The 25671-nt window shown below is 62.4% G+C and carries 26 protein-coding genes, 2 other RNA genes and 1 pseudogene; 18 read left to right on the forward strand and 11 right to left on the reverse strand.

Annotated features, from left to right (window positions below; translation table 11 throughout):
• Positions 1 to 60: 60 nt before the first annotated feature.
• Positions 61 to 3579 (reverse strand): AAA domain-containing protein, encoded by a 3519-nt coding sequence (locus ASF90_RS07040; protein WP_055847716.1) that lies wholly within the window; start codon positions 3577 to 3579, stop codon positions 61 to 63.
• 417 nt (positions 3580 to 3996) lie between these two features.
• Here ASF90_RS07040 and ASF90_RS07045 point away from each other — a divergent pair, with 417 nt between their 5' ends.
• Entirely contained in the window at positions 3997 to 4251 is a 255-nt protein-coding gene (locus tag ASF90_RS07045; protein WP_055850220.1) for a type II toxin-antitoxin system Phd/YefM family antitoxin, read from the forward strand.
• Positions 4248 to 4676 (forward strand): type II toxin-antitoxin system VapC family toxin, encoded by a 429-nt coding sequence (locus tag ASF90_RS07050; protein ID WP_236699219.1) that lies wholly within the window; start codon positions 4248 to 4250, stop codon positions 4674 to 4676. Before ASF90_RS07045 ends, ASF90_RS07050 begins: the two co-directional genes overlap by 4 nt.
• A 673-nt stretch (positions 4677 to 5349) precedes the next feature.
• On the opposite strand, the gene ASF90_RS07055 is transcribed toward ASF90_RS07050, so the two are convergent.
• A complete protein-coding gene (locus ASF90_RS07055; protein ID WP_055847719.1) occupies positions 5350 to 6204 on the reverse strand; it encodes an NmrA family NAD(P)-binding protein in 855 nt (284 codons plus the stop codon).
• A 119-nt stretch (positions 6205 to 6323) separates the two neighbouring features.
• Here ASF90_RS07055 and ASF90_RS07060 point away from each other — a divergent pair, with 119 nt between their 5' ends.
• The 7 genes from ASF90_RS07060 to ASF90_RS07085 all read left to right on the forward strand — a co-directional run bounded on the left by ASF90_RS07060 (position 6324) and on the right by ASF90_RS07085 (position 10765).
• A complete protein-coding gene (locus ASF90_RS07060; RefSeq protein WP_055850224.1) occupies positions 6324 to 7316 on the forward strand; it encodes a GlxA family transcriptional regulator in 993 nt (330 codons plus the stop codon).
• A gap of 151 nt (positions 7317 to 7467) precedes the next feature.
• Positions 7468 to 8013, forward strand: a complete 546-nt coding sequence (locus tag ASF90_RS07065; RefSeq protein ID WP_055847722.1) for a cysteine hydrolase family protein — start codon at positions 7468 to 7470, stop codon at positions 8011 to 8013.
• Positions 8014 to 8222: 209 nt separating this feature from the next.
• Positions 8223 to 8642 carry a DUF2946 family protein gene (locus ASF90_RS07070; protein WP_236699220.1) on the forward strand — a complete coding sequence of 140 codons (420 nt, stop codon included), beginning with the start codon at positions 8223 to 8225 and terminating at the stop codon, positions 8640 to 8642.
• A gap of 62 nt (positions 8643 to 8704) precedes the next feature.
• A complete protein-coding gene (locus tag ASF90_RS23350; RefSeq protein ID WP_153066646.1) occupies positions 8705 to 8920 on the forward strand; it encodes a hypothetical protein in 216 nt (71 codons plus the stop codon).
• A gap of 258 nt (positions 8921 to 9178) precedes the next feature.
• Positions 9179 to 9640, forward strand: coding sequence for an SCO family protein (locus ASF90_RS07075; protein WP_236699221.1), 462 nt, complete (start codon positions 9179 to 9181; stop codon positions 9638 to 9640).
• Positions 9641 to 9739: 99 nt separating this feature from the next.
• A complete protein-coding gene (locus tag ASF90_RS07080) occupies positions 9740 to 10285 on the forward strand; it encodes a copper chaperone PCu(A)C (protein ID WP_055847729.1) in 546 nt (181 codons plus the stop codon).
• A gap of 81 nt (positions 10286 to 10366) precedes the next feature.
• Positions 10367 to 10765, forward strand: a complete 399-nt coding sequence (locus ASF90_RS07085; protein WP_055847731.1) for a helix-turn-helix domain-containing protein — start codon at positions 10367 to 10369, stop codon at positions 10763 to 10765.
• A gap of 180 nt (positions 10766 to 10945) precedes the next feature.
• Here the strand turns inward: ASF90_RS07085 and ASF90_RS07090 are convergent, their stop codons facing one another.
• Entirely contained in the window at positions 10946 to 13087 is a 2142-nt protein-coding gene (locus ASF90_RS07090) for a TonB-dependent receptor (RefSeq protein ID WP_055847733.1), read from the reverse strand.
• Between the two features lie 197 nt (positions 13088 to 13284).
• Positions 13285 to 13698, reverse strand: a complete 414-nt coding sequence (locus tag ASF90_RS07095; RefSeq protein ID WP_082473445.1) for a DUF2946 family protein — start codon at positions 13696 to 13698, stop codon at positions 13285 to 13287.
• Between the two features lie 71 nt (positions 13699 to 13769).
• Between ASF90_RS07095 and ASF90_RS23355 the strand changes: the two genes are divergently transcribed.
• From ASF90_RS23355 to map, 3 genes are all read left to right on the forward strand, one after another.
• Entirely contained in the window at positions 13770 to 13982 is a 213-nt protein-coding gene (locus ASF90_RS23355; protein WP_153066588.1) for a hypothetical protein, read from the forward strand.
• 155 nt (positions 13983 to 14137) lie between these two features.
• Entirely contained in the window at positions 14138 to 14365 is a 228-nt protein-coding gene (locus ASF90_RS07105) for a ParD-like family protein (protein ID WP_055847742.1), read from the forward strand.
• Positions 14362 to 15138 (forward strand): type I methionyl aminopeptidase, encoded by a 777-nt coding sequence (map, locus tag ASF90_RS07110; RefSeq protein ID WP_055847745.1) that lies wholly within the window; start codon positions 14362 to 14364, stop codon positions 15136 to 15138. The genes ASF90_RS07105 and map overlap by 4 nt, the downstream gene beginning before the upstream one ends.
• 30 nt (positions 15139 to 15168) lie before the next feature.
• Here the strand turns inward: map and ASF90_RS07115 are convergent, their stop codons facing one another.
• Positions 15169 to 15717 carry a hypothetical protein gene (locus ASF90_RS07115; protein WP_055847747.1) on the reverse strand — a complete coding sequence of 183 codons (549 nt, stop codon included), beginning with the start codon at positions 15715 to 15717 and terminating at the stop codon, positions 15169 to 15171.
• Between the two features lie 187 nt (positions 15718 to 15904).
• A non-coding RNA gene (locus ASF90_RS21715) (sX9 sRNA) lies at positions 15905 to 15978 on the reverse strand.
• A 120-nt stretch (positions 15979 to 16098) separates the two neighbouring features.
• Here ASF90_RS21715 and ASF90_RS07120 point away from each other — a divergent pair.
• Positions 16099 to 17898 (forward strand): chloride channel protein, encoded by a 1800-nt coding sequence (locus ASF90_RS07120; RefSeq protein WP_055847750.1) that lies wholly within the window; start codon positions 16099 to 16101, stop codon positions 17896 to 17898.
• 138 nt (positions 17899 to 18036) lie between these two features.
• Here the strand turns inward: ASF90_RS07120 and ASF90_RS07125 are convergent, their stop codons facing one another.
• Positions 18037 to 18252, reverse strand: coding sequence for a hypothetical protein (locus ASF90_RS07125; RefSeq protein ID WP_055847752.1), 216 nt, complete (start codon positions 18250 to 18252; stop codon positions 18037 to 18039).
• Between the two features lie 158 nt (positions 18253 to 18410).
• On the opposite strand from ASF90_RS07125, the gene ASF90_RS21720 reads away from it, so the two are divergent.
• The 4 genes from ASF90_RS21720 (at position 18411) to ASF90_RS07135 (ending at position 19796) form a co-directional block, all read left to right on the forward strand.
• A non-coding RNA gene (locus ASF90_RS21720) (sX9 sRNA) lies at positions 18411 to 18480 on the forward strand.
• Positions 18481 to 18720: 240 nt separating this feature from the next.
• Positions 18721 to 18885 (forward strand): hypothetical protein, encoded by a 165-nt coding sequence (locus tag ASF90_RS23830; protein WP_162847471.1) that lies wholly within the window; start codon positions 18721 to 18723, stop codon positions 18883 to 18885.
• 295 nt (positions 18886 to 19180) lie between these two features.
• Positions 19181 to 19411, forward strand: a complete 231-nt coding sequence (locus ASF90_RS07130; RefSeq protein WP_055847756.1) for a DUF1653 domain-containing protein — start codon at positions 19181 to 19183, stop codon at positions 19409 to 19411.
• Between the two features lie 49 nt (positions 19412 to 19460).
• Positions 19461 to 19796, forward strand: a complete 336-nt coding sequence (locus ASF90_RS07135; RefSeq protein WP_055847759.1) for a hypothetical protein — start codon at positions 19461 to 19463, stop codon at positions 19794 to 19796.
• A 216-nt stretch (positions 19797 to 20012) separates the two neighbouring features.
• Here ASF90_RS07135 and ASF90_RS07140 read toward each other — a convergent pair whose 3' ends face one another.
• From ASF90_RS07140 to ASF90_RS07145, 3 genes are all read right to left on the reverse strand, one after another.
• Positions 20013 to 20750 carry a DNA/RNA non-specific endonuclease gene (locus ASF90_RS07140; RefSeq protein ID WP_055847762.1) on the reverse strand — a complete coding sequence of 246 codons (738 nt, stop codon included), beginning with the start codon at positions 20748 to 20750 and terminating at the stop codon, positions 20013 to 20015.
• Between the two features lie 582 nt (positions 20751 to 21332).
• On the reverse strand, positions 21333 to 21464 hold the full coding sequence (locus ASF90_RS24435; RefSeq protein WP_269079388.1) for a hypothetical protein: 132 nt from the start codon (positions 21462 to 21464) through the stop codon (positions 21333 to 21335).
• A gap of 78 nt (positions 21465 to 21542) precedes the next feature.
• Positions 21543 to 21944, reverse strand: coding sequence for a Rid family hydrolase (locus tag ASF90_RS07145; protein ID WP_055847764.1), 402 nt, complete (start codon positions 21942 to 21944; stop codon positions 21543 to 21545).
• 124 nt (positions 21945 to 22068) lie between these two features.
• Between ASF90_RS07145 and ASF90_RS07150 the strand changes: the two genes are divergently transcribed.
• On the forward strand, positions 22069 to 22995 hold the full coding sequence (locus ASF90_RS07150; protein ID WP_055847767.1) for a LysR family transcriptional regulator: 927 nt from the start codon (positions 22069 to 22071) through the stop codon (positions 22993 to 22995).
• A gap of 328 nt (positions 22996 to 23323) precedes the next feature.
• Here ASF90_RS07150 and ASF90_RS07155 read toward each other — a convergent pair.
• Positions 23324 to 25080: pseudogene (locus ASF90_RS07155) on the reverse strand (M14 family metallopeptidase).
• Between the last annotated feature and the right edge of the window lie 591 nt (positions 25081 to 25671).

Below are 25671 nucleotides of genomic sequence, written 5' to 3' on the forward strand. Positions count from 1 at the left end.
TTATTCGCAGTATCTGCGGCTGTGATTGGCAGCTCAACATGTTCGATTACTGATGCAATATCAATGGTGCGTCATGCGGTCCCGCAAGCTCGCTCGCATGACGTCGATCTCGTCTTTCAGCCCCGTTCCTCGATACGCCAGAGAGGTTTCGTGGCGCGCATACTGCGCGTCCCGCCTGGCGCTGAACCAGTTGAACGAACCGACGCAGTACAGCTCGTCATCGCCGATCAGCACCTTGCTGTGGACTCTGGTGACGAAAGCCACTTGAATGCCAGCATCTTGCAGGGCTTCGGCGGTGGCGAGTAGTGCTCTACGCTTCTTTTCGCGTCCATCGAGGCTGCCGTCGGTGTTTAATTCTGGATCTGTGTAGACGGTTACTTTCACGCCACGCTGAATTGCTGCGCTCATGGCCTGGAGAGCGCCGATCTCCTTAATGCGATCCAGGATGATCCACGGTGACACGATATGGATTTCGCGGTTCGCTAGAGCGAGAGCCTCCAGTAGAAATGCATCATGTTCCTGCGCTTCCCGTAGGGTATGAATTACAGCATCCACCTTCCGGAGGTCCTGTCGTATCCGGTGCTCGAAGTGCAGAGCATTGGTGGAATCACGGAAGAGATAGGTGGCCAATAGACCGCGCGGCGACACCGCAGGAGCTGACTCGAAAACATCCATGTCGCCGAATACCAGAAACGTATTCTTCGCTCGGGAAACTGCAACATTGAGCATGCTCGCGCTGCGGTCGATGAAGCCGCCATTGGCATGCTTGGTGTATGTCGGAGAGAAGATCACTACCGGGCGCTCGGCGCCCTGCAGTGAGTGCACGGTCCCGACAGTCATGCCGTCGTCCTCCTTGCCGACCTTGATGTCCACGCTGCGGCAGGCATTGGAGATGGCTTGCACCTGTCCGCCGAAGGGGGTCACCACCCCCACAATCTTGTGCAGTGGCTGCCCGTAAGTAGCTTCCAGCGAAGCGCGGTGTTCTGAAATCCAGGCGGCGATGGTTTCCGCTTCATGCAGGTTATGCCGGCTGCCACTGCCGCTCTTCTGGCAGATCCCGTCGATGTGGAGGTAGCCTATTGCCGGCAGCCCATCCCGTTGATCGGCGGGTGCCTCGGTCTTCAGTTTTCGGGTCGGAATGAGCTTGCCTCGATAACATAGCGCGTTGCAGTAAGCGATGATCTCGTCAAAGCAGCGGCGGTGTTCATACAGAAACATACCCCGTGCAAGATCTGGGTCGTAGTGGTAACGCGTCAGCGTTTGCGCTATCCGCATCACGCTGCCACCAGCGACGGTCTTGCCGATCTCTGAAAGGTGATCGTAGCTATCCTCGTAGGTCTCGTTTGAAAGCAGCCCGGCACTGTGTAGGTTGCCGATGTCAACGCTTGGCGGAACCGACCAGATCGGTTCGATCTGCAATGTGTCGCCGATCACCAAGGCTTTTTTGCTCAGCGCGAATGAAGCGCCAGCGACTTCCGGAAGCACTTGTCCGGCTTCATCGACAATGAGGAGGTCGGCAAAGTCATAGAGGTAGTCGTCAGCTGGGCCACCTTCCCCCCGTTTACGAAAGATCATGTATTTCGGCAACATGAAAAGCGTCGAGACGATACAGGGCGTCAGCTTCATCCAGCGACGCCAGCGTTGTTCTACTGCAGTACGTCTCCTTTGCCGCAACGTTTCATCTAACGTTGGCAGAAGTTCCTGCATCTCCAGCAGCCATCGGCCTTCCCAGTAATGGGTTGTCAGCAGAAAGATCGGGAAGCGGATGCGCATGTCGGCAAGCGAATCGCAATCAGCAATGGACAAGTTGCTTGCCTGGTCCGATACGTCGAGCGGAACCAGCGCGGCTTGCCAATGCGTCAGGCAATCGCGTTCCGCTTTAAGGACAGCTTCGCCGCGTTCGACGCTATGGGCCTGCTCGCTTAGGTTCCGGTCGGCTTTGCTGGCGACAGCCTTAATGGCGGATTCGATCTGATCGATAGTTTCCCAAGCGTCTTGCGCGTAGTGGGTGGGCCAGATCGATTTCAGGAACAGGCGAGCCAATCGCATGCGCTTCTTGGTGACAGGCGGAAGCCACGAGAAAAAGGTATAGACGAGAGACTCTTTCGCGAGATAGCGCTCCCATTGCTCGGACAATTCGTCTGTCGTGCGTTTCTCAGCCAGTGCCTTCTCATGCAGATGGCGGCGTTGCGCCAAACTGTTGGCAGGCTCCTCGCCCAACTCTGCCCGAAGTGCTGAGCGTGCGGTGAGTAGTGCTGACCAGGCGTTTTCGATGGAGGCGAGTTTCTTTGCTTCGGCTTGAATCGACGCGCGTAAGGCATCCACAACCACCTTGACTTGCAGCTGTTCCTTGACGATGTTGGGGAATGTGTCGGAAGCGGCGACCAGATATGCCTTCTGCGCTTTGGCAACATAGTCTTTCGACTCCACTGCCTTGAAAAATTTGCTGGTCTGGTACTTTTTTGATGCGTCGGCCTCTTTGCCTGCCGAAGGAAAGTAGGCGCCGAAGCTGTTGACATCGGGCAGCCAGCGGCCGGCGAGCGGACCTTCTCCGGTTGCAAAATCCTTCCCAAACGCATCAATGATGTTGGTGACAGCTTGATTGTTGGTCGAGACCGCCACCACGATCGGCGGCTCATCGTCATTGATCGCTGCTTCGGCCCATATCGTGGCGACCACCGATAACAGCAGCGTGGTCTTTCCGGTGCCGGGAGGCCCGTTGACCGCCAGGATCTCGCCTGTCTCTGCAGCCAGCAAGTGAGCCAAAGCATCGCGCTGCGCGGCCGCTAGTGAAAACTTGTCGCTGGCATGCGCCAACCGCTTGGAGAACGCGGCATTGTCAGGCAGGCGTGGCTCGGGAGAAGAAATATCGGTACTGGCGTAACGGTCGAACAGCGGGGCAGGTGGCGAATCGGTGCGGATATGGTCATAAAGGGCGAGGATGTGCTGGCTGCCCGAGAAAGACTCCTTCTTCAGGAGATACCCATGCTTGGCAAGTTCGTATTCGTCCTCAGCACCAGGCCAGCCCTGACCAACCTGTTCCAGCAGCTGATCGCAAGCAGCCCTGTGGTTTGCCCATTGCTGTTCGAACTCTGCATCGCTGAGCGGCTCGCCGTCATTCGTCGCAACGCTTATCCCGTCAATGGTGTTAGTAGTGAGATAGGCATCCTGATCGGATACTTCGCCGATGGCGAACGTACCGCGTTCCAAGGGTTCTAGAATGTCGCGGGGCACGATAGTTCGAGAGAGCGGATAAAGCCTTCCATCGCGTGCCAGCATTGCGTGTGTAATGAGGGGTGTCACAATGGCCGGCGTTCGGGTGCCCCGCTGTTTGCCATGTTCGATGCGAGACATGTACACCTTGGGGCGGATTATTACTTCGACGAACTCGGTTTGCTTGGCCTCCTTGGCGAAGTAGGCATCAATGAGGCCTTGGCTCACTCGGCCAGCGTCCAGTTCCGCATAGGACAGGTTCTGAAATTTCTCGGTGTCGGCAGGTTTCAGAGCCCCATGTCCCGCGTCAGCATCTGCAAGCGAGTTGCGCCAGTAGCCGGCGTAGGCAAGTGAATCTTTCCGCATTCGTCAGTCAGGCCTTAGTGTTGTGATCGCGGTTTGGCTGGCAGATACGGGCGCTTGTCGCTCTTCCGTTCCCCGTATCGCCATAGCCGGCGGCCATGCGCTCACCCACATCTTGGGGGCGTGTGTGCAGTCCTGCGGCGACGGCTATCGCGATGCTGAGGCGGTCGTAGTCCTGTTCGGTTGGCCCGCAGTAGTCCATGTGCAATTCCTGTTGCGATGTTTTCGATGGGCCGCCAGCTTGTGTCCCTCTTTACTGAGAGTGCGATGCCGTCTTTGGGAGTTTCAAGGCCCCATTGGCCTGAAATGGTCTTCGATCACGCTTTTCGTCAGCTCAGGGTGTCGATGTCCTGCGCAGTCTCTGTACTTCTAGGTGCTTTTGTAGTAATGTTACTACATTTGGTGATTTCGGGGCGTGCTATGACCATTACAACCGTATCGAGTCGCGAACTGAACCAGGACGTGACACGAGCAAAGAAGGCTACCAAAGAAGGGCCGGTGTTCATCACCGATCGCGGTAAGCCTGCGCACGTGCTGTTGAGCTTCGAGGACTACCAGCGGCTGACTAAGCAGCGACGCAACATTGCCGATGCGCTAGCGATGCCAGGTGTAGAAGAGATCGAGTTTGAGCCGCCGCGCGTGACCCTGGGAGCCCGGCCGGCTGACCTGGAATGATGTACGTACTCGATACCAATGTGCTGTCGGAGCTTCGCAAAATACGCCTTGGCAAGGCCGATGCGAATGTGGCCGCGTGGAGCGAAAGTGTTGATGCCGCCAACCTCTTCGTATCGGCCATTACCATCATGGAGCTTGAGCTCGGCGTTCTGTCGATTGAACGCAGGGACGCCCCCCAGGGCGCCATATTGCGCTCTTGGCTGGAGCAGCATGTATTACCCGAGTTCTCTGGGCGAACATTGCCTATCGATACCGCTGTAGCGCAACGCTGCGCTCGGCTGCACGTACCAGACAAGCGCGGCGAGCGTGACGCGCTCATCGCGGCGACGGCCCTGGTGCACGGTATGGCGGTGGTCACGCGCAACGCGGCCGATTTCCAGCCGACAGGAGTGGCAATGGTCAACCCGTGGGAGCAGTCGTCATGAACGTCTATGGGTTCAAGATTGTTTCCGATAGTGGTACTCCAACGGTACAGAGCTGAGTTTTGCCCGTCTTCGCCAAGCTGCGCTAAACTGCTGTCGCAGCTTACTTTTTTGTTCTGTTGCTTACGTTGCCTTACGCTTGATTTTCCTAGGCGTGGTGATTTGACGACAGACTCATAATCCTTTGGTTCCAGGTTCAAATCCTGGTAGGCCACCAGGCGATGCAAGCGGTTTCGTCAGGTGTAGTGCCGATAAGCATCACGCCGGACCGGATCCAAGCTGCCTTCAAGTTCCATGGCATGTATGTGCCAACGATTTCGAGAGATCGGCACAGTAGATTCATGACGATGAAAGGCTCGGACACCTCCGAGGAAACCTGCACTGCGGTTGAGCCAGACCGCAACCGCTTCTGAGGTGTGGCCCGGACTTTAGGGCTGCACGAAGCACACGCTGCTGTGTGCAGCTACGAGGCAGGCGCGGCAACGCGGCGGTACCGCAGGTATGAACGTCCGTGCCCGTACCTCGGCTCGGCCGCAATGCTTAAGAATGCGCAGCCTTCTATCGGCAGCCAATGACTCGCTCTCACGATCACGCAGTGCTGGCGCAGTACAGGCTTAAGCGATGCCTGTGCTGCGCCGCCGGCTCAGCCGGGTAGTCACTGCACTAGCCGTCATCGTTAGCCGAGCAGATCCTTTAACCACTGCTCAACGCTGCGCGGCGTGCTGCCGAGCAATTGCTGGGCGCTGGTGGCGGGGTTGATGGTGTTGGCAGGGGTTTGCCAAAGGGCCTGGTAGAACCCGGCGACGGCCATGGCAGCGGGGCCGAGCAGGGGCTGCAATTGCTCGCCGAATGCTTCGGGTTGCACGGGTTGAAAGTGCACATCGCGCTTGAAGTGCTTGGCCATTGCTGCGGCGAGGTCTGCGCCCAGCAGGCCTGGTAGCTGGCCGACGCCGACCACACCGGTGATGGCAGGCTGATCGAACAGCAGTGCAGCAACGTCGGCGATGTCCAGGTGCGAGCTCCAGGACACCGGGAAATCTTCCCGGATCGGATAACCGAGGACGCCGTTGGCGTGCACGCCGCCGATCACCATGGGCAGCAGCAGGTTTTCCAGATACAGGCGTGGGGCGATGACGGCGCTGGAGACGCCGCTGCGTTGCACGCCATCGATCAGGAGGGCGATGGCCGAGTCGGGCGCTGCCTGCAATGCGTTGCCCGGTTCGTCGACGATGCTGCCGCTGGTGGAGATCAGCACACGCGCGGGCTTTGCGGTGTCGATGGCCTGGACGATATTGGTGGCGTAGGCCACGCGCACGTCCTCGGGCGCCTGAGGCAGGTGTATGAAGACGCCCTGCGCGCCGCGATAGGCATCGGTCAATGATTGGACAGAGCCATTATCGATCTGCACCGAGGGGCCGGTGACCGCGTCGGCGTTGCGCACTGCGGCCACGGCCTGCTTGCCGGCCTGCAACAGCACATTGAGCAGCGGGGCGCCTTGTGCGCCGGTGGCACCATGGATGATGTAAGTCATTGGCATACTCCTGTGGACGTGAGAGGGAAGCTGTGGCGCAGGAGCATGGACGGCGTACTTCGGTTACTTCAACTGCACTAATGGCGCGCTGCTGAATGCAAGTCGGCGTGGAGAACGAGATGACATCCAGGCAACGGGTCGAGGTTGGTGTGGTGCTGTATGCCAATGCGCAGCAGGCGGCCGTGCTTGGCCTTACCGATCTGTTTGCGGTGGCTAACCGGCTTGCAGGCGCGAGCGGTGCAGCCGAGGGCGCATCGATCCAGGTCACGCATTGGCAGCAGGCAACGCCCAGCATTGCGCCGTCGCGTGTAGTTGGGAGCGATACACACGTTGGTGCGCGCCTGTGTGCGTTGATCCTGCCGCCAAGTCTGGGCGATGCGCCGGATGAGGAGCGCAATGGCAGCCTGATTAGCTGGCTGCGCGCGCAACATGCCCAGGGTGTCATGCTGTGCTCGGTGTGTGCGGGTGCGTTTTTGCTGGCCGGTACCGGGGTGATGGACGGACGTCGCATGACCACGCACTGGCTGCATGCAGACGCATTGCAGCAGCGCTTTCCGGCGGTCCGGGTCGATTCGGACGAAATGCTCATCGACGAGGGCGATGTCATGTCTGCCGGTGGCGTGATGTCGTGGACCGATCTGGGTCTGCGGCTGGTGGATCGCCTGCTGGGGCCGGCGGTCATGCTGGAAACCGCACGCGTGCTGCTGGTCGACCCGCCGGGCCGGCAGCAGCGCTATTACAGCGTGTTTTCGCCACGTTTGACGCATGGCGACGCGGCCATCCTGCGGGTGCAGCACTGGCTGCAGGAGACCGGTGCGCAGGATGTGGCGCTGACCCGTCTGGCCGCACAGGCGGGGCTTGAAGCACGCACCTTTTTGCGCCGGTTCCAGAAGGCGACCGGCATGACCAGCACGGAGTATTGCCAGCGGCTGCGGATCGGCCGGGCGCGTGCCTTGCTGGAAGAAAATGCCATGACTATCGATGCGATTGCGTGGGACGTCGGTTACCAGGATGCGGCGGCATTCCGTAAGGTGTTCAAACGCATTCTTGGACTGTCGCCCAGCGACTATCGGCAGCGGTTTGCGGGTGCAAGCAGTGCCAGGGCGACCTGAGCTTACCGGCCACTTTCTTCTTCGACGCGCGTCTCCAGCACGTCGAGCGGCGGTGGGATGTCGCTAACGGCCCGGTGATGTCGGCGGTGCCACTCGTCGTGATCACCGGGCAGGCGCATGCTGATGCATGGTATTCAACGCGAGAAACATCATGACCAAGGCCGTCATCGTCATCGATCTGCAGAACGATTATTTCCCCGGTGGGAAGCTGCCACTGACCGGCATCGAAGCGGCCGCAGCAAATGCGTTGTCGGTGATCGCCAATGCGCGCGACACTGGCGTTTCGGTGTTGCATGTGCGTCACGAGGCGGCTGCGGGTGCCCCGTTTCTTGTGGCCGGTTCGCAGGGCGCACAGACCCATGACACAGTTGCGCCACAGGATGGCGAAGTGGTCATCGTCAAGCAGCACGTCAACGCCTTTCGCGAGACGCAGCTTGCGCAGCAGCTGCAGCAACACGGTGTGACGGACGTGGTGATTGTCGGCGCGATGAGCCACATGTGCGTGGATGCCTGTGTGCGCGCTGCCGCCGACATGGGCTATACAGTGACAGTGCTGCACGATGCCTGCGCCACGATGGACCTGGACTTCGATGGCACCAAGGTGCCTGCGGCCCACGTGCACGCGACAATGATGGCGGCGTTTCAGTTTGGCTATGCGGCAGTGCGATCCACGCAGGAGTATCTGCAGGGTCAGTGAGACAACGGCGCGCGCGTGGCGCCCGGTGCTGATGGTGCAGACCGATTGCCGCGCGGGATACGCCTGGCCCGGGCGAGGTGCGCAGTGCATGCAGTGCGCTCCGCCGCGCGAACCCAGGTGTCCGGCTGCGACGAAGGGTCGCAGGTGGCGTGCGGTTTTTTCATTACACTTTGCGGGTGCGCCTCCGTCCCTCGCCCTTGTTCAGCATGATGCAGCGCCTGGCTTGCCTGGCGCTGCTATTGCTGTTGGTCGCGCCCTTGGTCAGCCGCACGCTCGAGAACGCCTCCGGCGTTCTGGACGGGCCGCTTTGCCACAGTCAGCCCTGGCCAGCTGGCGAGGCGGCCGATGCCGTCGGTGTACATGCCGCGCAGTTGGCAGCAAATGCCCAGGCAGGGACAGCCAAGCGGTGGCCGAGCACCGAACACGATCTGCACCATACCGATGGCGGCCATGCGTTTGCCTGCGATTACTGCCTGCTCGCCGCGCGGCTGCTGCCCTGGCTGCTGATGGCGTGCGTGCTGTTTGCGCTCCGTCGGGGTCGGCGTGCAGTTGAGCGTCTTGCCGCTGAGGCTCCATCAGCCGCACGCTGGCTGGCACATGCGCCACGCGGCCCACCGCTGTTTGCCTGAAACATCGGATGGAGAGCCGCACCCGTCAGCGGGTGTGATGTTGGATGTTCTGGAGCATGTAGATGACCTACTTTGCTTTGCCGCCCCGCGCGGCGGCGACGCCTTGCCTTGCCCTTCTGACGCTGGTGCCGACACTGGCGTTGATTACCCCTGCCCAGTTGCGCCGGCTGACTGCAGGCGAACCGCAACAGCCGAGTCGGACTGCTTCGAGCGATGGCGTACCGAACGCGGAGCACTGCGACCAGGCAGTTGGCGTACAACCGCAGGAGCGCCGGTGAATGACACGGCGGACCAATGTGTGCAGCAAGGGCTGCGATTGCTGCCGATTCGCAATCAATGGCGCGCGATAGAGCGGCAAACGTAAGGCCGCTCTTAATGGATGGATGGGAATCAGGATGCAAGCAATGCGATCTGTGTGGAAGCGACGACTGTCGTACGTGATGCTGGGGTGTCTGGTCTGCGTATTGGCCGGATGTGGGCAATGGGGCGGCGGGTCCGCCCCCAATGGCGCAGACCTCAGCGCGATGGCGCGCGGAATGGATTTTTACCTTTACGACACCGAAGGCACGCCACGGCCATTGCGTAGTTTTCGTGGCAAGGCGTTGGTGTTGTTCTTCGGCTTCACCCATTGCCCGGATGTGTGCCCGACGACGCTGGCGCGTGCGGCGCAGGTCAAGCGCAAGCTGGGTGCGGATGCGGCGAAGGTGCAATTCGCGTTCGCCACGCTGGACCCGCAACGCGATAAGCCAAACGTGCTCAGGACCTACGTGAAGGCATTCGATCCGGACTTTATCGGCTTGACCGGTAGCGAGGGCGACATCCGGGTGGCGGCAGGCAATCTGAAAGTGAGTTATGCAAAAGTGCCGATGGGGCCGACATACACCATCGATCACTCCACCCGCAGTTTTCTTTTTGATCGCGACGGACAGCTGCGCGTGGGTCTGGCCCACGAGCAGACGGTGGACTCGGTTGTGCACGATATCCGGCAAGTGCTCTAACTGACGTAAGAGCGACCTGCCGGCTTCCCGAATTTCAACGTCGATGACCGCGATGCAATGCGCTGTGGCGTACGCACGGCTCGACCCAAGGAGAACGAAATGAAATTGCATCTGTTGATGGTGAGTGCATTGTCTGCTTTGTCGATGGTGGCCTGCGAGCGCGCACCTGCGCCCGAGGCCAGCCCGGCCCCCGCTGTTGTGGCACCTGCGTCGACCGCAGCGCCGGCTGCAGCGCCTGTGGTGGTGGCGAGCGGCGCATGGTCGCGCGCAACGCCGCCGGGTGCGCCGGTAGCGGGCGGCTACCTCACCTTGCGGAATCAGTCGGCAACGCCGGATCGCCTGGTGGCGGTGGAATCGCCGGCCAGTGCACAGGTGGAAATCCATGAGATGACGATGGATGCGGGTGTAATGAAAATGCGCCATCTGGAACAGGGGCTGGTCTTGCCGCCTGGAAAAGACGTGGTGCTTGGTAGCGGCGGCACGCATCTGATGTTCATCGCACCGCACGCGCCATTCGAACAAGGCAAGCCGGTGGTGGCTACGCTGGTGTTCGAGCATGCGCCACGCGTCGAGGTGCACTTCGACGTTCGTCCCATCGGCGCATCGGCGCCCGATGCCGAATCGCATGACCAGCATATGCACTAGGCAGTGTCGTTGGGAATCGATGTGCCAGCACGGCGGCGTGCTGGCAGCCAGGGGTCGTTCACTGCCAGGATCAGCCAGCCGATGGAAAGATCAACAACTCCGTGTTGTGGTGTCGCGCGTTTTTTCCGGTTGCTGGAGGGGCCATGGGCGTCGTTGATCGTGCGCGAGCTGCTTGCGGGGCCGCGCCGGTTCACCGAACTCAGGCAGCTATTGCAGGGCATCAGCGCACATACATTGACCAGTCACCTGCGGCGCTTTGAGGCCTCCGGTCTGGTGGCGCGCACCGCGTATGCGCAGACGCCGCCGCGCGTGGTGTACGAACTCACGCCATTGGGTGAAGGGCTGCATGGCGTCTTCGATGCACTGCGAAAATGGGGCGAATCGCTGCCAGCAGACACTGTTGCGGTGACGCAACCGAAGGATGGCGTGGCAATGAGCATGCGGGAGATTGCAGCGGTCTGCCCGCTTGCCAGACCTTGAGTAAGCGTTTGGCACAAGCGCCACGGCATGGTCTGCAGATGCGGGCGGTGTCGTCGGGCGATTCCAACGGTTGATGCGTCGACAGCTGCAAACCCAAAGCAGCGAGCAACGTAGCGCGTCGATCGATACCTGCAAACAGCATGTGGCTGGACTACAGCCACATGCTGCGCGGCAGGTTGCCTAGAAGCGATGGTTCACGGTGAACTCCATGCGTCGATCCGGGCCGTACAGCCACTGCGTTTCGGTGTAGTACGCGGTAGTGAAGTACGCCTTGTCGAACAGGTTATAGATGCGTGCCGTCAGCGCCGTGTCCTGACGTACCTGCCAGCGTAGCGATACATCGGTTGTGGTGTAGCCGGGCAGGGCCAGCGCGTTGGCGGTATCGGCATAGCGCGTGCCCACATAACGCAGGCCCGCGGCGGCCGTCCAATCGGTCTGAAAGTTCCAGCTGAGCCATGCATTGGCGAGCCGTGCGGCGACATTGGGCGGGACGTTGCCTGCCCGCGAGATCGCAACTGCAGGGGCACCAGTGGCCTCGGTGAAGTCGTCGTAGCGGGCGCGTAATGCGGTTGCGTTGAGATCCAGTTGCCAGCCGTTGTGCGTGGCGAGCGAGAGCGCTGCTTCGATGCCACGCGTGCTTTGCGCACCGACCTGCACGCGCAGATCGGGGTCGACGGGGTCGCGGGTGAGTAAGTCGGATTTGCGGATGTGATACGCGGCCAGCGTCCATTCGCCGCGTCCTTGCGCAAATGCCTGTTTCAGGCCCACCTCGGTTTGCCGGCCTTGCGACATCGCAAAGCGGCTGTTGGCCGGGCTGAGCATCAGCAAGCCACCGACCGGGTCTGCGGCGCGCGCGTATTGCGCGTAGAGCGCCAAGCCGGGCTGCAGATCGTAGACCGTGCCGATACGCCAGCCAACGTTGGAAAACGTGGTGCTGAAGGCCTGCGTACCGGCGACAAGGTTCTGCCGATCGAGCGTGGCGTGGTCATAGCGCATCCCGCCAAGCACCGACCAGGCCGTGCTCAGTGCGAGGCGGTTTTCCAGGAACAACGCGTACTGCCGGGCACTGTTGCGATACCGCGGAATGGTGGGAATGTCGCTGCTGAAACGCCCGGGCACCGGTGCGTACGGGTCCACCGGACCGGCGCTGCCGACGTAGGTGTTGTTGGTGTGCTGAAAGCGGCTGTCATTGGCATCGACACCGAACGAGAACGTGTTGTCGAACCCTCCCACGCGTCCTCGCACGACGCTATTGGCGGTAAGCCCGGTCTGTTGTTGGTCGTGACCGATGGCCGTGTTGTCGGAGCGGTCGATCAGCCGCGTGGCGGTGTCGTAAAGATAGGCTTCGGCGTTGCGCCAATCGCGCTGACTGTCGATGTGGTACAGGCGCATGCTGAGCGTGAGTGCGGCGGTGGGCGTCCACACCGTGTCCAGCTGGGTCCACTGGTCGCGGAAGCGGATGACGCCATCGCCGATGTTGTAATTCTTATGGCGCAGCGCGGGTAGCTGGCGTCCATCCACCAGTGGCGTGCCGAAGTAGCGCATCGGGGTCTGATAGCCGTAGGCGTAACGCAGGGTGGTGTGCAAGGTGGGGGCGATCTGCCAGCGCAGTGCGCCGGAAAAAGTGGCATCTGCGGCGCGGCCACGGTCTACCCAACCGCCGGTGGTATTGCCGCTGACATCCATGCGGTAGGACAGGGCATCGGTCAGGCCGCCGCCGCTGCCGAAGGCCAGGCGTGCGGTGTCCTGGGTCCCGATGGTGGCCTGGATATCGTTTTGAATGGCACCGGCGCTCGGCATTTTCGGGATGATGTTGACGACGCCGCCAATGGCGCCATCGCCATAGATCACCGAGGCCGGCCCACGCAGGACTTCGATGCGTTCGATGGACCAGGTGTCGAATGGAAAAGTGACGCCCACGCCGCCGTATTGGCGCAGGCCGTCATACAGGCGCATGACCGATGCGCTGTCGGTAAAGCCGCGAGTGGAGAGCGCGCTCAGCCCGTTGCCTGGATGCGCCATGGCACTGATGGCACCGGCGCGGGTAATGGCGTCGGTGACGTTGCTGTCGCCGCGTGCATCGAGTTGATCGCGGGTGATGACGTCCAGGCTGGCCGGTGTCTGGAACGGGCTCAGTCCCAGCGATGTTCCAGTCGATGCAGGTGTGTCGCGTACGGCTTGGTCCTGGCTGACGAAGATGGTGGACAGCGTGTTGGGCGTGTCCTGTGCGATTGCACAGAACGCAGTGCAGAGCAGTGGCGCGGCCATGGCGCTGCGCAGCGCCATGGAAAGGCGGTGCGGGTGGGGCAGGTCGGTGTGCATGGACAGATCCAGGCAAGCGGCTCCCGTGACGGGTGCCGGTATCGAATAAGAAACAGGTACGCGAGTGCTGCCGCCTGTGCTGGAGCCCGTGTGCAAGACAAGGCAGCCAGGCACCACGATGGTGTGTTCGGACGCGCGGGGCAGCGACACATGGACGGCGACGAGTGCCGCCGATGCCATCCCTGTCGGTTGGACGTTTAAGCGCTGGCCGGCGGCCCGCGTGGAGCGTGCGCGTAGCGGAATCGCCCGGTAACGATCGGCAGCGTATCGGGCGAGGCGAACACTGGCGGAGCGGGCGCAGCAAGCGGCAACCATACGGCAAGCAGCACCGGCAGCATGCGCGCCGCCAATGCGCAGTAATCGCATGCATCGTGTTGCCGGGTGTGGTCGCTGCCGATTGGCGCGCCGCCCCGTGCGTGTGCAGTGGGTGTGGCCGCTTCGGCAATCGCGGCAACTGCTGTCTCGCCGTGGTGGCAAAGCTCGCTGACGATGGGAGGTGCGACGGCAGCCGCCTGCGCCAAGCGTGAGACAACCGGTGCCACAGCCATCAGCATGGCAGCCATGATGGCTAACCAGGCAAATGTGCGTAGAGGTGTCCGCCGCTGTCTCATACTGCGGATTCTATGTCAGCTGTGCGCACGCGATGCGGCAAGGCGATGCGTCGGCGGCATTTGGCGTGCTGGTGACGGTCCTGCTTTGCACCGTGGTCGCCCGTGCTTACCGCGCCGAGTATCTGTTCGGTTTTGTGCTGGGCATGACCTTCGTGTTCGGCGCGATGTTGCCATGCATCGTGTTGGTTGTGATTGCAACACTCTCTGCCGTTGTGCATTTCATGCTGTGGCCGGTACTGCTGTGGGGCGTCGGCCAAGTGCGCGTGCGCCAGCCGCAGGTCTGATCCTGCGTCGGCATGCAGGGCTCTATGGGTGAGCGCCCTCAGGCCACCGCCGATGCGTACCGAACCCTGCCGCACGCACTGCTCATCCCATCGCGCGGCTTGTCGTCGAATATACGATTCATATACGATGTGTATATTCCAAGCCTGGAGCCACCATGGGCATCGTCAATATCGATGACGACCTGCACGATCAATTGCGGCGCGCCTGTACCGTCACCAGCCGGTCGATCAATGCGCAGGCCACTTTCTGGATCAAGGTCGGCATGTTGTGCGAGATGCATCCGGAATCCTCGTTCCAGGACATCGTGGCGCAAGAGCTGCGCGCGGCGGGAGTGCGGCCGCAAGCCTTGAAGCCGCCCGCGGCAAAACCAGGGCGTGCATGATCAAGTCGCCGGATGAGATCGCACTGATGGCGATCTCCGGGCAGCTGCTCGCGCAGGTGTTTCATGCGCTGGATCGGCTGCCGCTGGAAGGGCGCAGTACGTTGGAGCTCAATGCCTTTGTCGAGCGCATGATTGTGGATGCGCTCGACGCACGGCCTGCAAGCAAGGGGCAGTACGGGTTCGAATTCGTGCTCAACGCGTCGATCGACGATGTGGTTTGCCACGGTGTGCCGTCGGCCGACGATGTGCTGCGCGGCGGGCAGATCGTCAATCTGGATATCACGCTGGAAAAGAACGGTTTTATTGCGGATTCCAGCACCACGTATCTGGTGGGCGAGGTTGCCTATCCGGCGCGGCGGCTGGTGCAGACTGCCTATCAGGCGATGTGGAAAGGCATCGCTGCGGTACGGCCCGGTGCGCGCCTGGGCGATCTCGGGCAGGCCATTGCGCGGCATGCGCGCGACCACGGCTATAGCGTGGTCAAGGAGTATTGCGGGCATGGCATCGGGCGCGAGATGCACGAAGACCCGCAGATCCTGCATCACGGCCACGCAGGCACCGGTTTGACGCTGCAGGAAGGCATGGTGTTCACCATCGAGCCGATGATCAATAAGGGCCGCGCAGCGATCCGTTCGCAGCCTGACCAGTGGCCGGTGTACACCCGCGATGGCAAGTTGTCGGCGCAGTTCGAGCACACGGTGGCGGTGACGCGTACCGGCGTGCGTGTGCTCACGCTGCGGCCCGACGAAAAGCCGCTGTGCCCGGTGGAGTGATGCACGGCAACGCGCGGCACGCGGCGGCTGTCATTCTGGCGATGCGCGCCTGGACCCGTCGGGGAGGCGTGGGATGAGCGGAGTGGTGTTGGTCTGCAGCAGCGTCTGTACGGTTGTTTCGACACCGATAAACCGTCTGCGTTGCAGCAGATAAACCACCATGAGCAGCGCCAAGAACATCAGCGTTACGCCTGGCTTGATGATGATTGCGGGGACCAGAATCCCAGCCACGATATACACCATGGTCCAGTTGCAGTAGCCGGTGATAATGATCTCGCGGTGCCTGCGGTCGACTGCGATGTGCCCGCGCATGATCGGTGGGTACATCGGGCCGATGATCACCAGAAACGTCTCGCGAAACGCGTAGACATGTTCGGACAACGGATGGAATCTGAGTTCCGGCCAGCGCGACTGATCGAGCGCCTGTTCCACCTGTGCCAATGAAAAACAGTCCAGTGCCTGACGGCTTGCCGGAATCCGGCGCCGGAACACCGGCAATCCCCAACCGAAGTACATGCGGTTCCAGCTGATCGATAGAACGCCTTCGATCGCGATCACTACCAGCAGCAGGTTGAACATTGAGGCTCCTTATCGTGTATCGGCTACTGCTGCGGGGTATGGCGAGGGACTGCAGTCACTCGGTGCCATCGCCGACTGTAGCAACCCCGCATGTGGCACAGGCCATCGCGCATCCAGCGCGCAGCATTCAGGGGCGCTGTGGCTGCCAGATTGCGTCAGGTCAGCGAAGCTGATGCACACTAAGAGCGGCAAAAATGTAGCGAGTCGTCGTCAGCTGGGTGTGGACGGCGCACGCAGAACCGCAGTGTACGAGTGGTACATGCCGATTCCGAGCAACCACCACACCCGCTCGGCGGCTACGCAGTCGTTTTGTTAACCACTCTAATTTTCACGGTTGAGGTCGCTACTGGCGACGTGCCGATCCAGCGAACCCCTGGTGCCATGCAGCCACAGTCTCACAATGTCCTTCCTGCGCAGTCGTCCACTGCCGCGCAGCTGCGCCGACCCGTCGAGTGGTTGCGCCGGCAGTTGCGTGCCAACGACCTGTGGTTTATCGGGTTGGCTGCGCTGGTGGGATTGGTCGCTGCTGCACTGATGGTGCTGCAGGCCGGGATCGCGCACGCGTTGCAGGCCTGGTTGTACGGGTTGGGGCCGGATGCGCGGCTCAGCACGGCAACCTCGATCACGCCCACGCAATTGCTGGTGCTTCCGCTGGGCGGGCTGCTGGTGGGACTGGTGGCGTTGATGGCGCGACGGCGCAAGCGGCCGCTGGTGGATGCGGTGGAAGCCAATGCGCTGCACGGCGGGCGCATGTCGATGCGCGATAACCTGATCGTTGCGGTGCAGACCTTGTTGTCCAACGGCTTCGGCGCATCGGTCGGGTTGGAGGCGGCGTATACGCAAATGGGATCCGGCGCCGGCTCGCAGCTCGGTCGCATCCTGCGGGTGCGCCGCGCGGACATGCGCACCCTGGTCGGTGCCGGTGCGGCGGGTGCTATCGCGGGCGCCTTCGGTGCGCCGCTGGCGGGTGCGTTCTACGCGTTCGAGATCGTGATCGGCGCCTACACGCCATCGGCCTTGGCACCGGTGGCGGCTGCGGCATTGGCCGGTGCGTTCATGGCCAGCGCGCTTGGCGCAGCGCCCTATTCGTTACCGGCGGCGGTGGCGTACCAGTTGCAGCCACGCGACTACGCGATCTACGTTGCGCTGGGGTTGGTGTGCGCGTTGATCGGCATCGCCGTCATGCGCCTGGTGGCCGGCATCGAACGCAGCGTGGGGCGCATCAATTTGCCGCTGTGGGGCCGCCCGGTCATCGGCGGGTTGCTGCTGATTCCATTGGCGATGTACTCGCCACAGGTACTGTCGTCCGGCCACGGCGCGTTGCACCTGGATATGACCAGCAGCACCACCTTGCAGGTACTGGCTACGCTGTTGGTGCTCAAGTGCATTGCTTCCGGCATTTCGTTGGGCTTCGGCTTCCGTGGCGGCTTGTTCTTTGCGTCCCTGTTCATGGGCTCGTTGGTCGGCAGCCTGTTCGCAGTGGCCGTGAACCTGTTGGTAGGCGCGGCGGTGGTGGACGCGACCAGCGCCGCGTTGGTCGGTATGGCCGCACTGGCGGCGGCGATCGTGGGTGCACCGATGACCATGGCGATGCTGATCCTGGAGGGCACGCACGACTTTGTGCTGGCCAGCGCGGTGATGGCGGCGGTGCTGGTGGCCAATACGGTAGTGCGTCAGGTGTTTGGTTATTCGTTCTCGACCTGGCGGCTACATCTGCGTGGCGAAAACATCCGCAGCGCACGCGACGTGGGCTGGGTCCGCAATCTGTCGGCCGGCAAGATGATGCGCAAGGATGCCAATCACACCGCGCACGACATCAGCGTGGGCGAATTCCGGCGGCGTTTTCCGCTGGGCTCGACCCAGCGCGTGGTGCTGGAAGATGCGGCCGGGCACTATGCCGGTGTGGTGCCGCTGGCGGTGCTGTATGCCGACAACGTGCAACCGGATGCGCCGGTGAGCGACTACGCCAGACATCGCGATGCGGCGTTGCTGGCAGACACCGACATCGTGGCGATCATGAAGGTCTTCGATGCGACGCAGGCCGACGAGCTGGCGGTGATCGATACCGACCGCCGGGTGCTGGGCGTGTTGTCCGAAGGCTTCGTGCGCAAGCGCTACGCCGAAGAGCTGGAGAAGCGCGAGCGCGAATTGATGGGCGAACGGGCCAGCGGCGACGACTGACGCCGTGGGCCGAACCCAGTGCGCTCGCGTGAGTGCTGGATTGCGCCGACCAGTGCTGCGATGCGCGGCATCTACGACCACGCGACACGCGCCGGCCAGTGCGTGCACCGCGACGCGCGTGCGCCTACGCGGGTGTCACTACACGGCAGCTGGCGAGTTGGCTCGTTCGTTGGCTGTCGCGGCGGTGTCTGATGGGTGTGGCGCAAGCGCATGCGCGGCCATCAGCGCGGTGAGCCGGCGGTGGCAGTCGCGCAGGGCAAGTGCGGAGGCCGGCATGTTGCAGGCGTCGAAGGTGTGCGCTTCCGCCTTCCAGGCGGCGAGCAGGTCTTCCAGGTCACAGAGCAGGCTCGGCATGGGGAGGTTCTCCGATGGGCGTTCTGTACCTACGGCGGCTGACAGCGGACGGATGCAAGACCGTTGTGTTGCAGGCTGACTCGGTTATTTAACAGCGGCTAACAACACGACTGCGCTCAACGCCAGGTGGCGCTGCCGCTGCTCGGTACGGTATAGACATGCGTACACGCCGGTTCTGAGCGTGCCGTCCACATCCACCTGGCGACTGCTCGCAACGTTTTGTCAGCGGCTCTAAAGCCACAGCGCGGCGAGTCGCCCCCGACGGGGGGACATCGCAATCAACATCGGCCGTGTGCCTCTTCGGCTTCTCGCGCCCGCCCACCGTTGGGTGCACAGCGCCCGCGCCTTCGCCAGCGCGTGCACGTGATAACGCTGCATGCCGCTCCCGCCGCCGTGCGCAAGCCACACGTGCGCGTCACGGCTGCGGGAGGAAGGTGGCTACACGGCTTTCTGCTGCAGGAGACGTACATGCGCACTCAAGAGAACGATAACGTCCGGATCGACGATCCCAGCCCGCCTGCCGGGATCAAGGCGCCCGGCAAGAACGATGATCTGCTGCAGGATGGCCCCGCGCAGGACAGCGAGATCGATGACGACGACAGCATCGATGGCGATGGCGACGAAGACCAATAGGTCTGGGCGGGTGGTGCTGCACGGCGTGGTGCTGCACCGCGTCGTGCACACGTGCAGCGGAGGCGTGATCGATGAGAAGCACCGCTGCATGGATGTCGCCGCCCGCTGTTGCGGATACATCTTGTTGCGACGGTCCAGACGCCGCCATCGGCCTCTCGCCCGTCTGTGCTGCGCCGCTGGCATCCCCAGTGCAGCATGGGACGCGGATACGACAGCCGCCATGTGCGCATCGACCTCACTCGTAAGCACGCAGCGTCCGACCTACACTGCACAGCCTTCCAGACTGTTGAGTGCCATGGAAACGTTGCCGCCATTACCGACAATCGCACTGGGTGAATATCGCCACTTCAAGGGTGGCCGTTACGAAGTGCTGGGCGTTGTGCGCAGCAGTGAAACCCTGGAGCCGCTGGTGCTGTATCGGCCGCTGGACAGCGAGATCGGCCTGTGGGTGCGGCCGTACGCGATGTTCATGCAACAGGTGGACGTGGATGGCGTGATGCGTCCGCGCTTTGCGCCGGTGGCGTGATCGGCGTGTGTCGTGATGCGCTAGCTTGCATGTGCTTGATAAGACAGCCATGAGCACGGCCAAAGCGCCGCTCACCACGCCCGACGGGCGCTACCTGATCGTACGTGGCCGGTTGTGGCGCACATCCGATCCACAGCTGAGCGCAGCGGTGCGCGCGAGGTTGGTCGCCGAGCTGATGGATGCACGTCGTGCGGTCAAGGCAGCCAAGCGTCACGACGATGCGCAGCAGCTGGCGCGCGCACGCGCCGAGGTCGATGCCGCCAAGATCGCCTTGGGAGAGCGCGGCCCGGTGTGGTGGACAGACGGTGCCGACGACCTCACTCGGCATCTGGTCAAGAACACGCCGTATGCGGACTGGTTTGATGATTTCGACGCCGCGCATTAGCGTGCACGCGGCAATATGCTGCAGAGCGTGATCGATAACAGAGGCGACGGAACCGCAGCGATGGCAGTGCCGCGCGGCTCTGCGCATATCCGCGTGGCGCAACCTCGCAAGAACCTGTCGGCTCAGTACGCAAGCAGCCACACGCACAGCCGCGACCAGTTGCAACGACCCAGCTTGATGCCGCCGGGCTGGGCCGTTGCTGCCTGCGTAGGCGACTCAGCCCAGGTCGCAGTTGCTCGGCTGCGGCCAGGTGGTGGTGGGCAGCATTGCCTTGACGGCTGCCGGTGCGGTGATGCCGATGGTGCTGGCACCGTACAGGTCTTCAAGCTCGTCGATGCTGACGATGTAGCTGTCCAGCGAACCCAGATTGGCGCTGTTGGGAATCAGCCAGCTGATGGCGCGCGTGCCGCCGCCGGGGTTGGCGGTGATGATGGTCTTCCAGAAGAAATCCGGCGTGCGAATACCGTGGCTGCTCAGAAAGTAGTCGTTGCTGGTGTCGCTGTAGATCACCCCGCCGTAGACCTGCACGCTGGCGATATCGCGGTAGCACTCGGCCACGTTTTCCGCACGCACCCAGATGCCCTGATTGAAGCTGGACACCTGCGGCACGATGTTGGACATCAGGTTGGCGCGACGGATGTAGGTCGCGTTGTAATCCATGTGGTTGGAGGTCACCAGATGGCCGCGGTCGTAGCCGCTGCGCACGCTGGCATACGACGCTGCAGTGGTCTGTCCGCCGCAACCGCTGGGCAGCTCGGTGTCCAGATTGAAACTGGATGGACGCGCGGCCGATCCGGTGTCGGCTTGCAGTACGTATTCGTAGCGCAGCGCGGTGTGGTTGGTGCAGTCGTAGCGCAGCGTGTAACCGCCCTTATTGAGGGTGACGACTTGTGCCTGGGCCGCGGCACTGAAACCGGTGAGTAGCAGAACGGCAAGCAGGGTCCTGAAGCGCATGGGAGTGAATCTCCTAGGAATCGTTCGGACGCACAACGCCACCGCCGATTGCTCATAGAGCAGATCGACGTTCAGCGGAAAGTGCGCTGGTCGGGGGACAGGTTGGCTCGGTGTCTAGCGAGCACAACAGCTATCGCATGCAAATGTTTCTCGTTGGTGACGTAAGCGTGAGGAATGTGCACTTGCACCATTTTTTTCGATGAAGGTGCGATAGGGATCACACATTTCCGTGCATACGTCGCGCAGGTGATAAGCCTTCGGTTATGCCTGGAGCACCTGCATACGCGACTGGATCACGCTTCACACTTCACACCGCGGGCCGACAAGCACGCCGCGATTGGCGTCTGGGTAGCCAGGGACGCCGAGAGTCGGCAGTGGCGTCCGTACCCTCTGGTGCGTGGACACGATCGGTTTCCACACCGCGAAGGTCATCGACGCACCAAGTACGCGCGCTTCGCCTGGCAACGGCGCCGCATCACCACATCGTCGCGTCGGCAGACACAAAAACCCCCCTTCCGCAGTCCGTGCGAAAGAGGGGCGTTTGCGCGTGTCGTGAGACACGCCGTTCGAGCAGTCGACGCGCTATGCGACGTTTCTTTCCAGGTGCTGTCCGCTTGCAGGCTCCAGCTGGAACTGCGTCAACGTGCCGGACTGCTTTTCCATCGCGCGTGCTCCGGCCATGGCTTTTTCCACCAATCGATCAACGGTACTCATCCGTTTTCGCCAGTGCCGCTGCGGCCATCAACCGAGCGCGATTGCTGCAGATCCGACCGCAGCGCGCGTTGGACGAGCTTACTGACTGGCAGTCGGCAACTTGACCACCACCTTGATCTCGAAGCAGAAGCCGGCCAGCCAGGTCACACCGACGGCGGTGACTGCGGGGTAGGGCGCCGGGCCCCAGTAGCTGGCCCAGCGTTCCCACGCCGCATCGAACACGACCTCGGGGTTCACCATGAACCAGGTGACATCGACCACGTCCTGCGATGTGCAGCCGGCGGCGCTGAGGATGGCATCGAGATTGGCGAACGCACGCGCGATCTCTGCGTCCAGCTCCGGCTCGGGCGAGCCGTCGTCGCGGCTGCCGACCTGGCCGGCGACGAACATCAAGCCATCGGCACGCACCGCGGGCGAATACCGATGACGCTCATACAGCGCGTGGCGGCCCTGCGGAAAAACAACGTCACGTGTGGCCATGGGACTCTCCTTCAAAGTGCGACAGAACGGATGCCCACCCTAAGCGCCTGGCCGCGCGCGATAAATCCGCAGCCTTGAGCAACACTGTTTGTAGAATCCAACTAATCTTGGCGCAGGAGTGGCGATGGATCGGTTTGATGCGATGCAGGCGTTTGCGCGTGTGGTTGAGACCGGCAGTTTCACCAAGGCGGCAGACACGCTGGAGATGAGCCGGGCCAGCGTGACCCACCTGGTGCAGCAACTCGAAGCGCGGTTGCGCGTGACGCTGCTCAACCGCACCACCCGCAGGGTGCACGTGACCGCCGACGGCGCCGCCTATTACGAGCGCGTGGTCCGCCTGTTGGCGGACATGGACGATGCCGAAACCAGCTTGTCCGATGCATCGACGCTACCGCGCGGACGCTTGCGCGTGGATGTGCCAAGCCCGTTTGCGCGCTTGATCCTGATGCCGGCTGTACCGGCGTTTCATGCGCGCTATCCGGATATCCAGCTGGATATGGGCGTCAGCGACCGGCGCGTGGATCTGATCGGCGAGAACGTGGATTGCGTGGTGCGCGGCGGTACCATCGCTGACCAGTCGTTGATCGCGCGGCGGGTGGGTGATCTGAAAACCGGCGTGTATGCGGCGCCGAGTTATCTGCAACGGCTGGGCACGCCCGCGCATCCTTCCGAGCTGGAAAACACCCGCCACCGCTGCGTCGGTTTCATGCGCTGGGGCACCACCACCACCGTGCCCTACGCGATGCAACGTGGCGATGAAGCGGTGACCGTACACGGCCGGCATGTCGTTGCCGCCGACGACGGCAATGCCTATCTCGCCGCAGGGCTGGCCGGCATGGGCGTGTTGTGGCTGCCGGTGTACATGGCTGCCGCACACGTGGCCAACGGCGAGTTGGTACCGGTGTTCGAAGACTGGCAGCTGGAGCCGATGCCCTTGTCGATCGCGTTTGCGCCCAATCGCCACGTCAGCGCCAAACTGCGGGTGTTCATCGATTGGGTGATCGAGCTGATGGCCGCGCATGTGCATGTGGTGCGCGCGAGTTTGCGCTGAGTCGCGCGTGATGCGTTCGGTTTACGCAAGAGCGATGGCGCGGGGCATGCGCTGCCTCACGTCTCATGGAAAATTGGGCGGCGCCTACGAACTGGCGGGTCTGATGCAGGTGCCGCTGGTGTATGCGTTCAAGCTCACTTCCTACGACTGACGTTCCGTTTCAACAGTCGACATGTCGAGGCGATGATTTGACCTCATCTGCAACTTGCACACAGCGACGCAGGCCCGGACGCACGCGCCCCATCGTGAGAACACGCACGCACCGTGGAGACGCAATCGTGCGCTGCGCACGAGGCAGCCAGTTCAACGCATGACCAATCCCATTGTCTTACTCTGCCAGTTCGCGTCGGACCGGATAACGCCAGCCGCTGATCGCCGCGACGGCGAGCGCGCGTAGATCCATTGCAGGCGTGCATCGCCATCGGCGCGGAATGCGGCATCGCTGGTGAGCTTGCGGTCGAATTCGGCGCGCAGTGCGGCGTCGTGTTGCAGCAGCCCTTCGGTGAAAGTCACCAGCTCGGTGCCATACAACCCGCTGTCGGGACTGCCGGCATTGCGGAAGCGCCCACTGACCAGTAGCGAATCGCTGCTCTGCGGTTCGAGCAATGCAGCGGCCAACATGCGCATCGGTTGATCGGCTGGCACGCGAACGCTCCCCGCCGGGAAGGTTTCTTCCACGCGGCTTGGATGCGCTTGTTGCGTGTCGGCGTCCTTGAGGATGCGGATCTGCTGCACCATGCGTGTGCGTGGCTGCGACAGACGCTCGTGGCGGATGCCGTGGGCCTTGAGCAGGTCCACCACATCGTCGTTGCGCGGTGGAATCCACCACGCTAGTGGATACTGCACCGCCTGCGTTTGCCGGTAGCCAATCACCGGCATCGTCCAAGTTTCATCGCGGCCTTCCCAGCGCAGCTCCTGGCGACCGGAAACCGGCGACAGCGCACGGGTATAGCTCACTCCCTTGAACGGTACCTGCGCTATCGGCTGCGGCAGGCGTTCCCATGCCACCATCAGCTCCTGCGGCCGAGCCGCGCGATCTGCCTGCTTGGCTGCCGCGATGGCATGCGCATCCCGGCCGACCAACTGCAGCGCCGCTTCCAGCAGCACGTAATCGCCGAGCACGCGTTGCCGATACGACTTCAGGTGGTGATTTTCCACCAGCACGGTGGGAATGCCGGCGAAGTCACCGTAGCCGGTGGAGTAGCGCGGGCCTTCCGGCGCGTGGCGCAGCCCGGAGCGCGGGTTGTCCTTGTCGACCAGGCTGGGGTAGATGGCGGGGGAGTGGCCTAGCTTGCGCAGTGCGTCGCTGACCACCGGCGTGAAGCGCTGCTGCAGCCAGTCGGCGGTGGCACGTGAGCGCGCGTAGGTGCCCCAACCGGCGTAGGTAAAGGTGATGTCATATTGATGATCCAGCCCATCGCTGACGTGCAGATCCAGATACAACGCCGGGTCGAGTGCGTGCAGCAGCGCCACCATCGCACGCGTTTCCGGCGCTTCCAGCGCGAGATAGTCGCGATTGAGGTTGAGGCCGCGCGTGGTGCTGTTCCAGCCCATCTGTTGCGGGCCACGCAGTGCTGCACCAATCAGCGGGCCGCGCTGTTCGTGCCCGTCGATATTGAGGATCGGCACGAAGACAAAATCCACATCGTCGAGCAGGTGGTCCTTGCCGCGCTGTGCGATATCGCGCAACAACATCAATCCCGCGTCCTTGCCGTCGATCTCGCCGCCATGGATGCCGGCCTGCGCCAACACCACCGGCTTCCCGGGCTTGCCCTTGTGCGCACGGACCAGCAGCAACTCACGCCCTTCGCCCGTTTTGCCGAACACTTCCAGCGTCAACACCGGCGAGGCGGCGACCAGGCGCTCCAGCCATTCGCGCGTCTGCGCATAGCTGGGCGTGCTCGCAAAATCGCTGCGTTCCACCGGGGTGCGCCACGGATCGCCTGGCCCGGCAATGAATGCTTCGCTTGCACCCTGCCACGCGCGCACCGGCGGTAGCAGCGCGGTGGTATCGATGGGCTGCGCGCCGAGCTGTGCGGCACTGAATAGCGCTGCGAGCAGGACGGTGGCGGAGGCAGCGTTGATGCGGCGCGTAGCGCGATTGAGCGCAGGGCACGTGCTCGGTTGCGATGCCAGTGCGTCGAACAAAGGAGGATGCACAGCGGTCGTACGTGGATCGGGGCTCATGTGGGGCGTCGTGATTCCGTTGGTAGAGGCTGCAGTGATGACGCGCGAGACGGGTGTAGCGGTCTGCGCAAGGACATTGGGCGCGATGGACAGCGGCTGTCCTGATCAAGCGTGTCGGCCTTGACCAAGCGCGTTGCATGGCGGCTATAACGATGCCTGGAAATGCGAGCGCAGCGCGGTGGTCTTTGCGTAATATTGTAACAAATATGTCGACACCCTCAAGGCAGCGGCACTGCAGCTGGAATCTCACGGACGGCACATCCGACTCACTTCGCGACCACGCACGCACACCAAATTGCCTCGAAGCAATCGCAGCCAAGCTCCCTCTGCACTGGGAGAAGGTTTGGGGTAAGAGGCCGTCGGCCAGCAGACAATCGCTCGCAGATAAGCGCTTTGAGCGCCGCTATCGCAAAGCCCCAACGCTGCAATAAGCCCGCTCATGCAACGTTTACTGCGCGTGACGCCTAACCATCCTCAAATCAAGGTTGC

Origin of the sequence: Xanthomonas sp. Leaf148 (genome assembly GCF_001423585.1) — a bacterium.
GTDB lineage: Bacteria > Pseudomonadota > Gammaproteobacteria > Xanthomonadales > Xanthomonadaceae > Xanthomonas.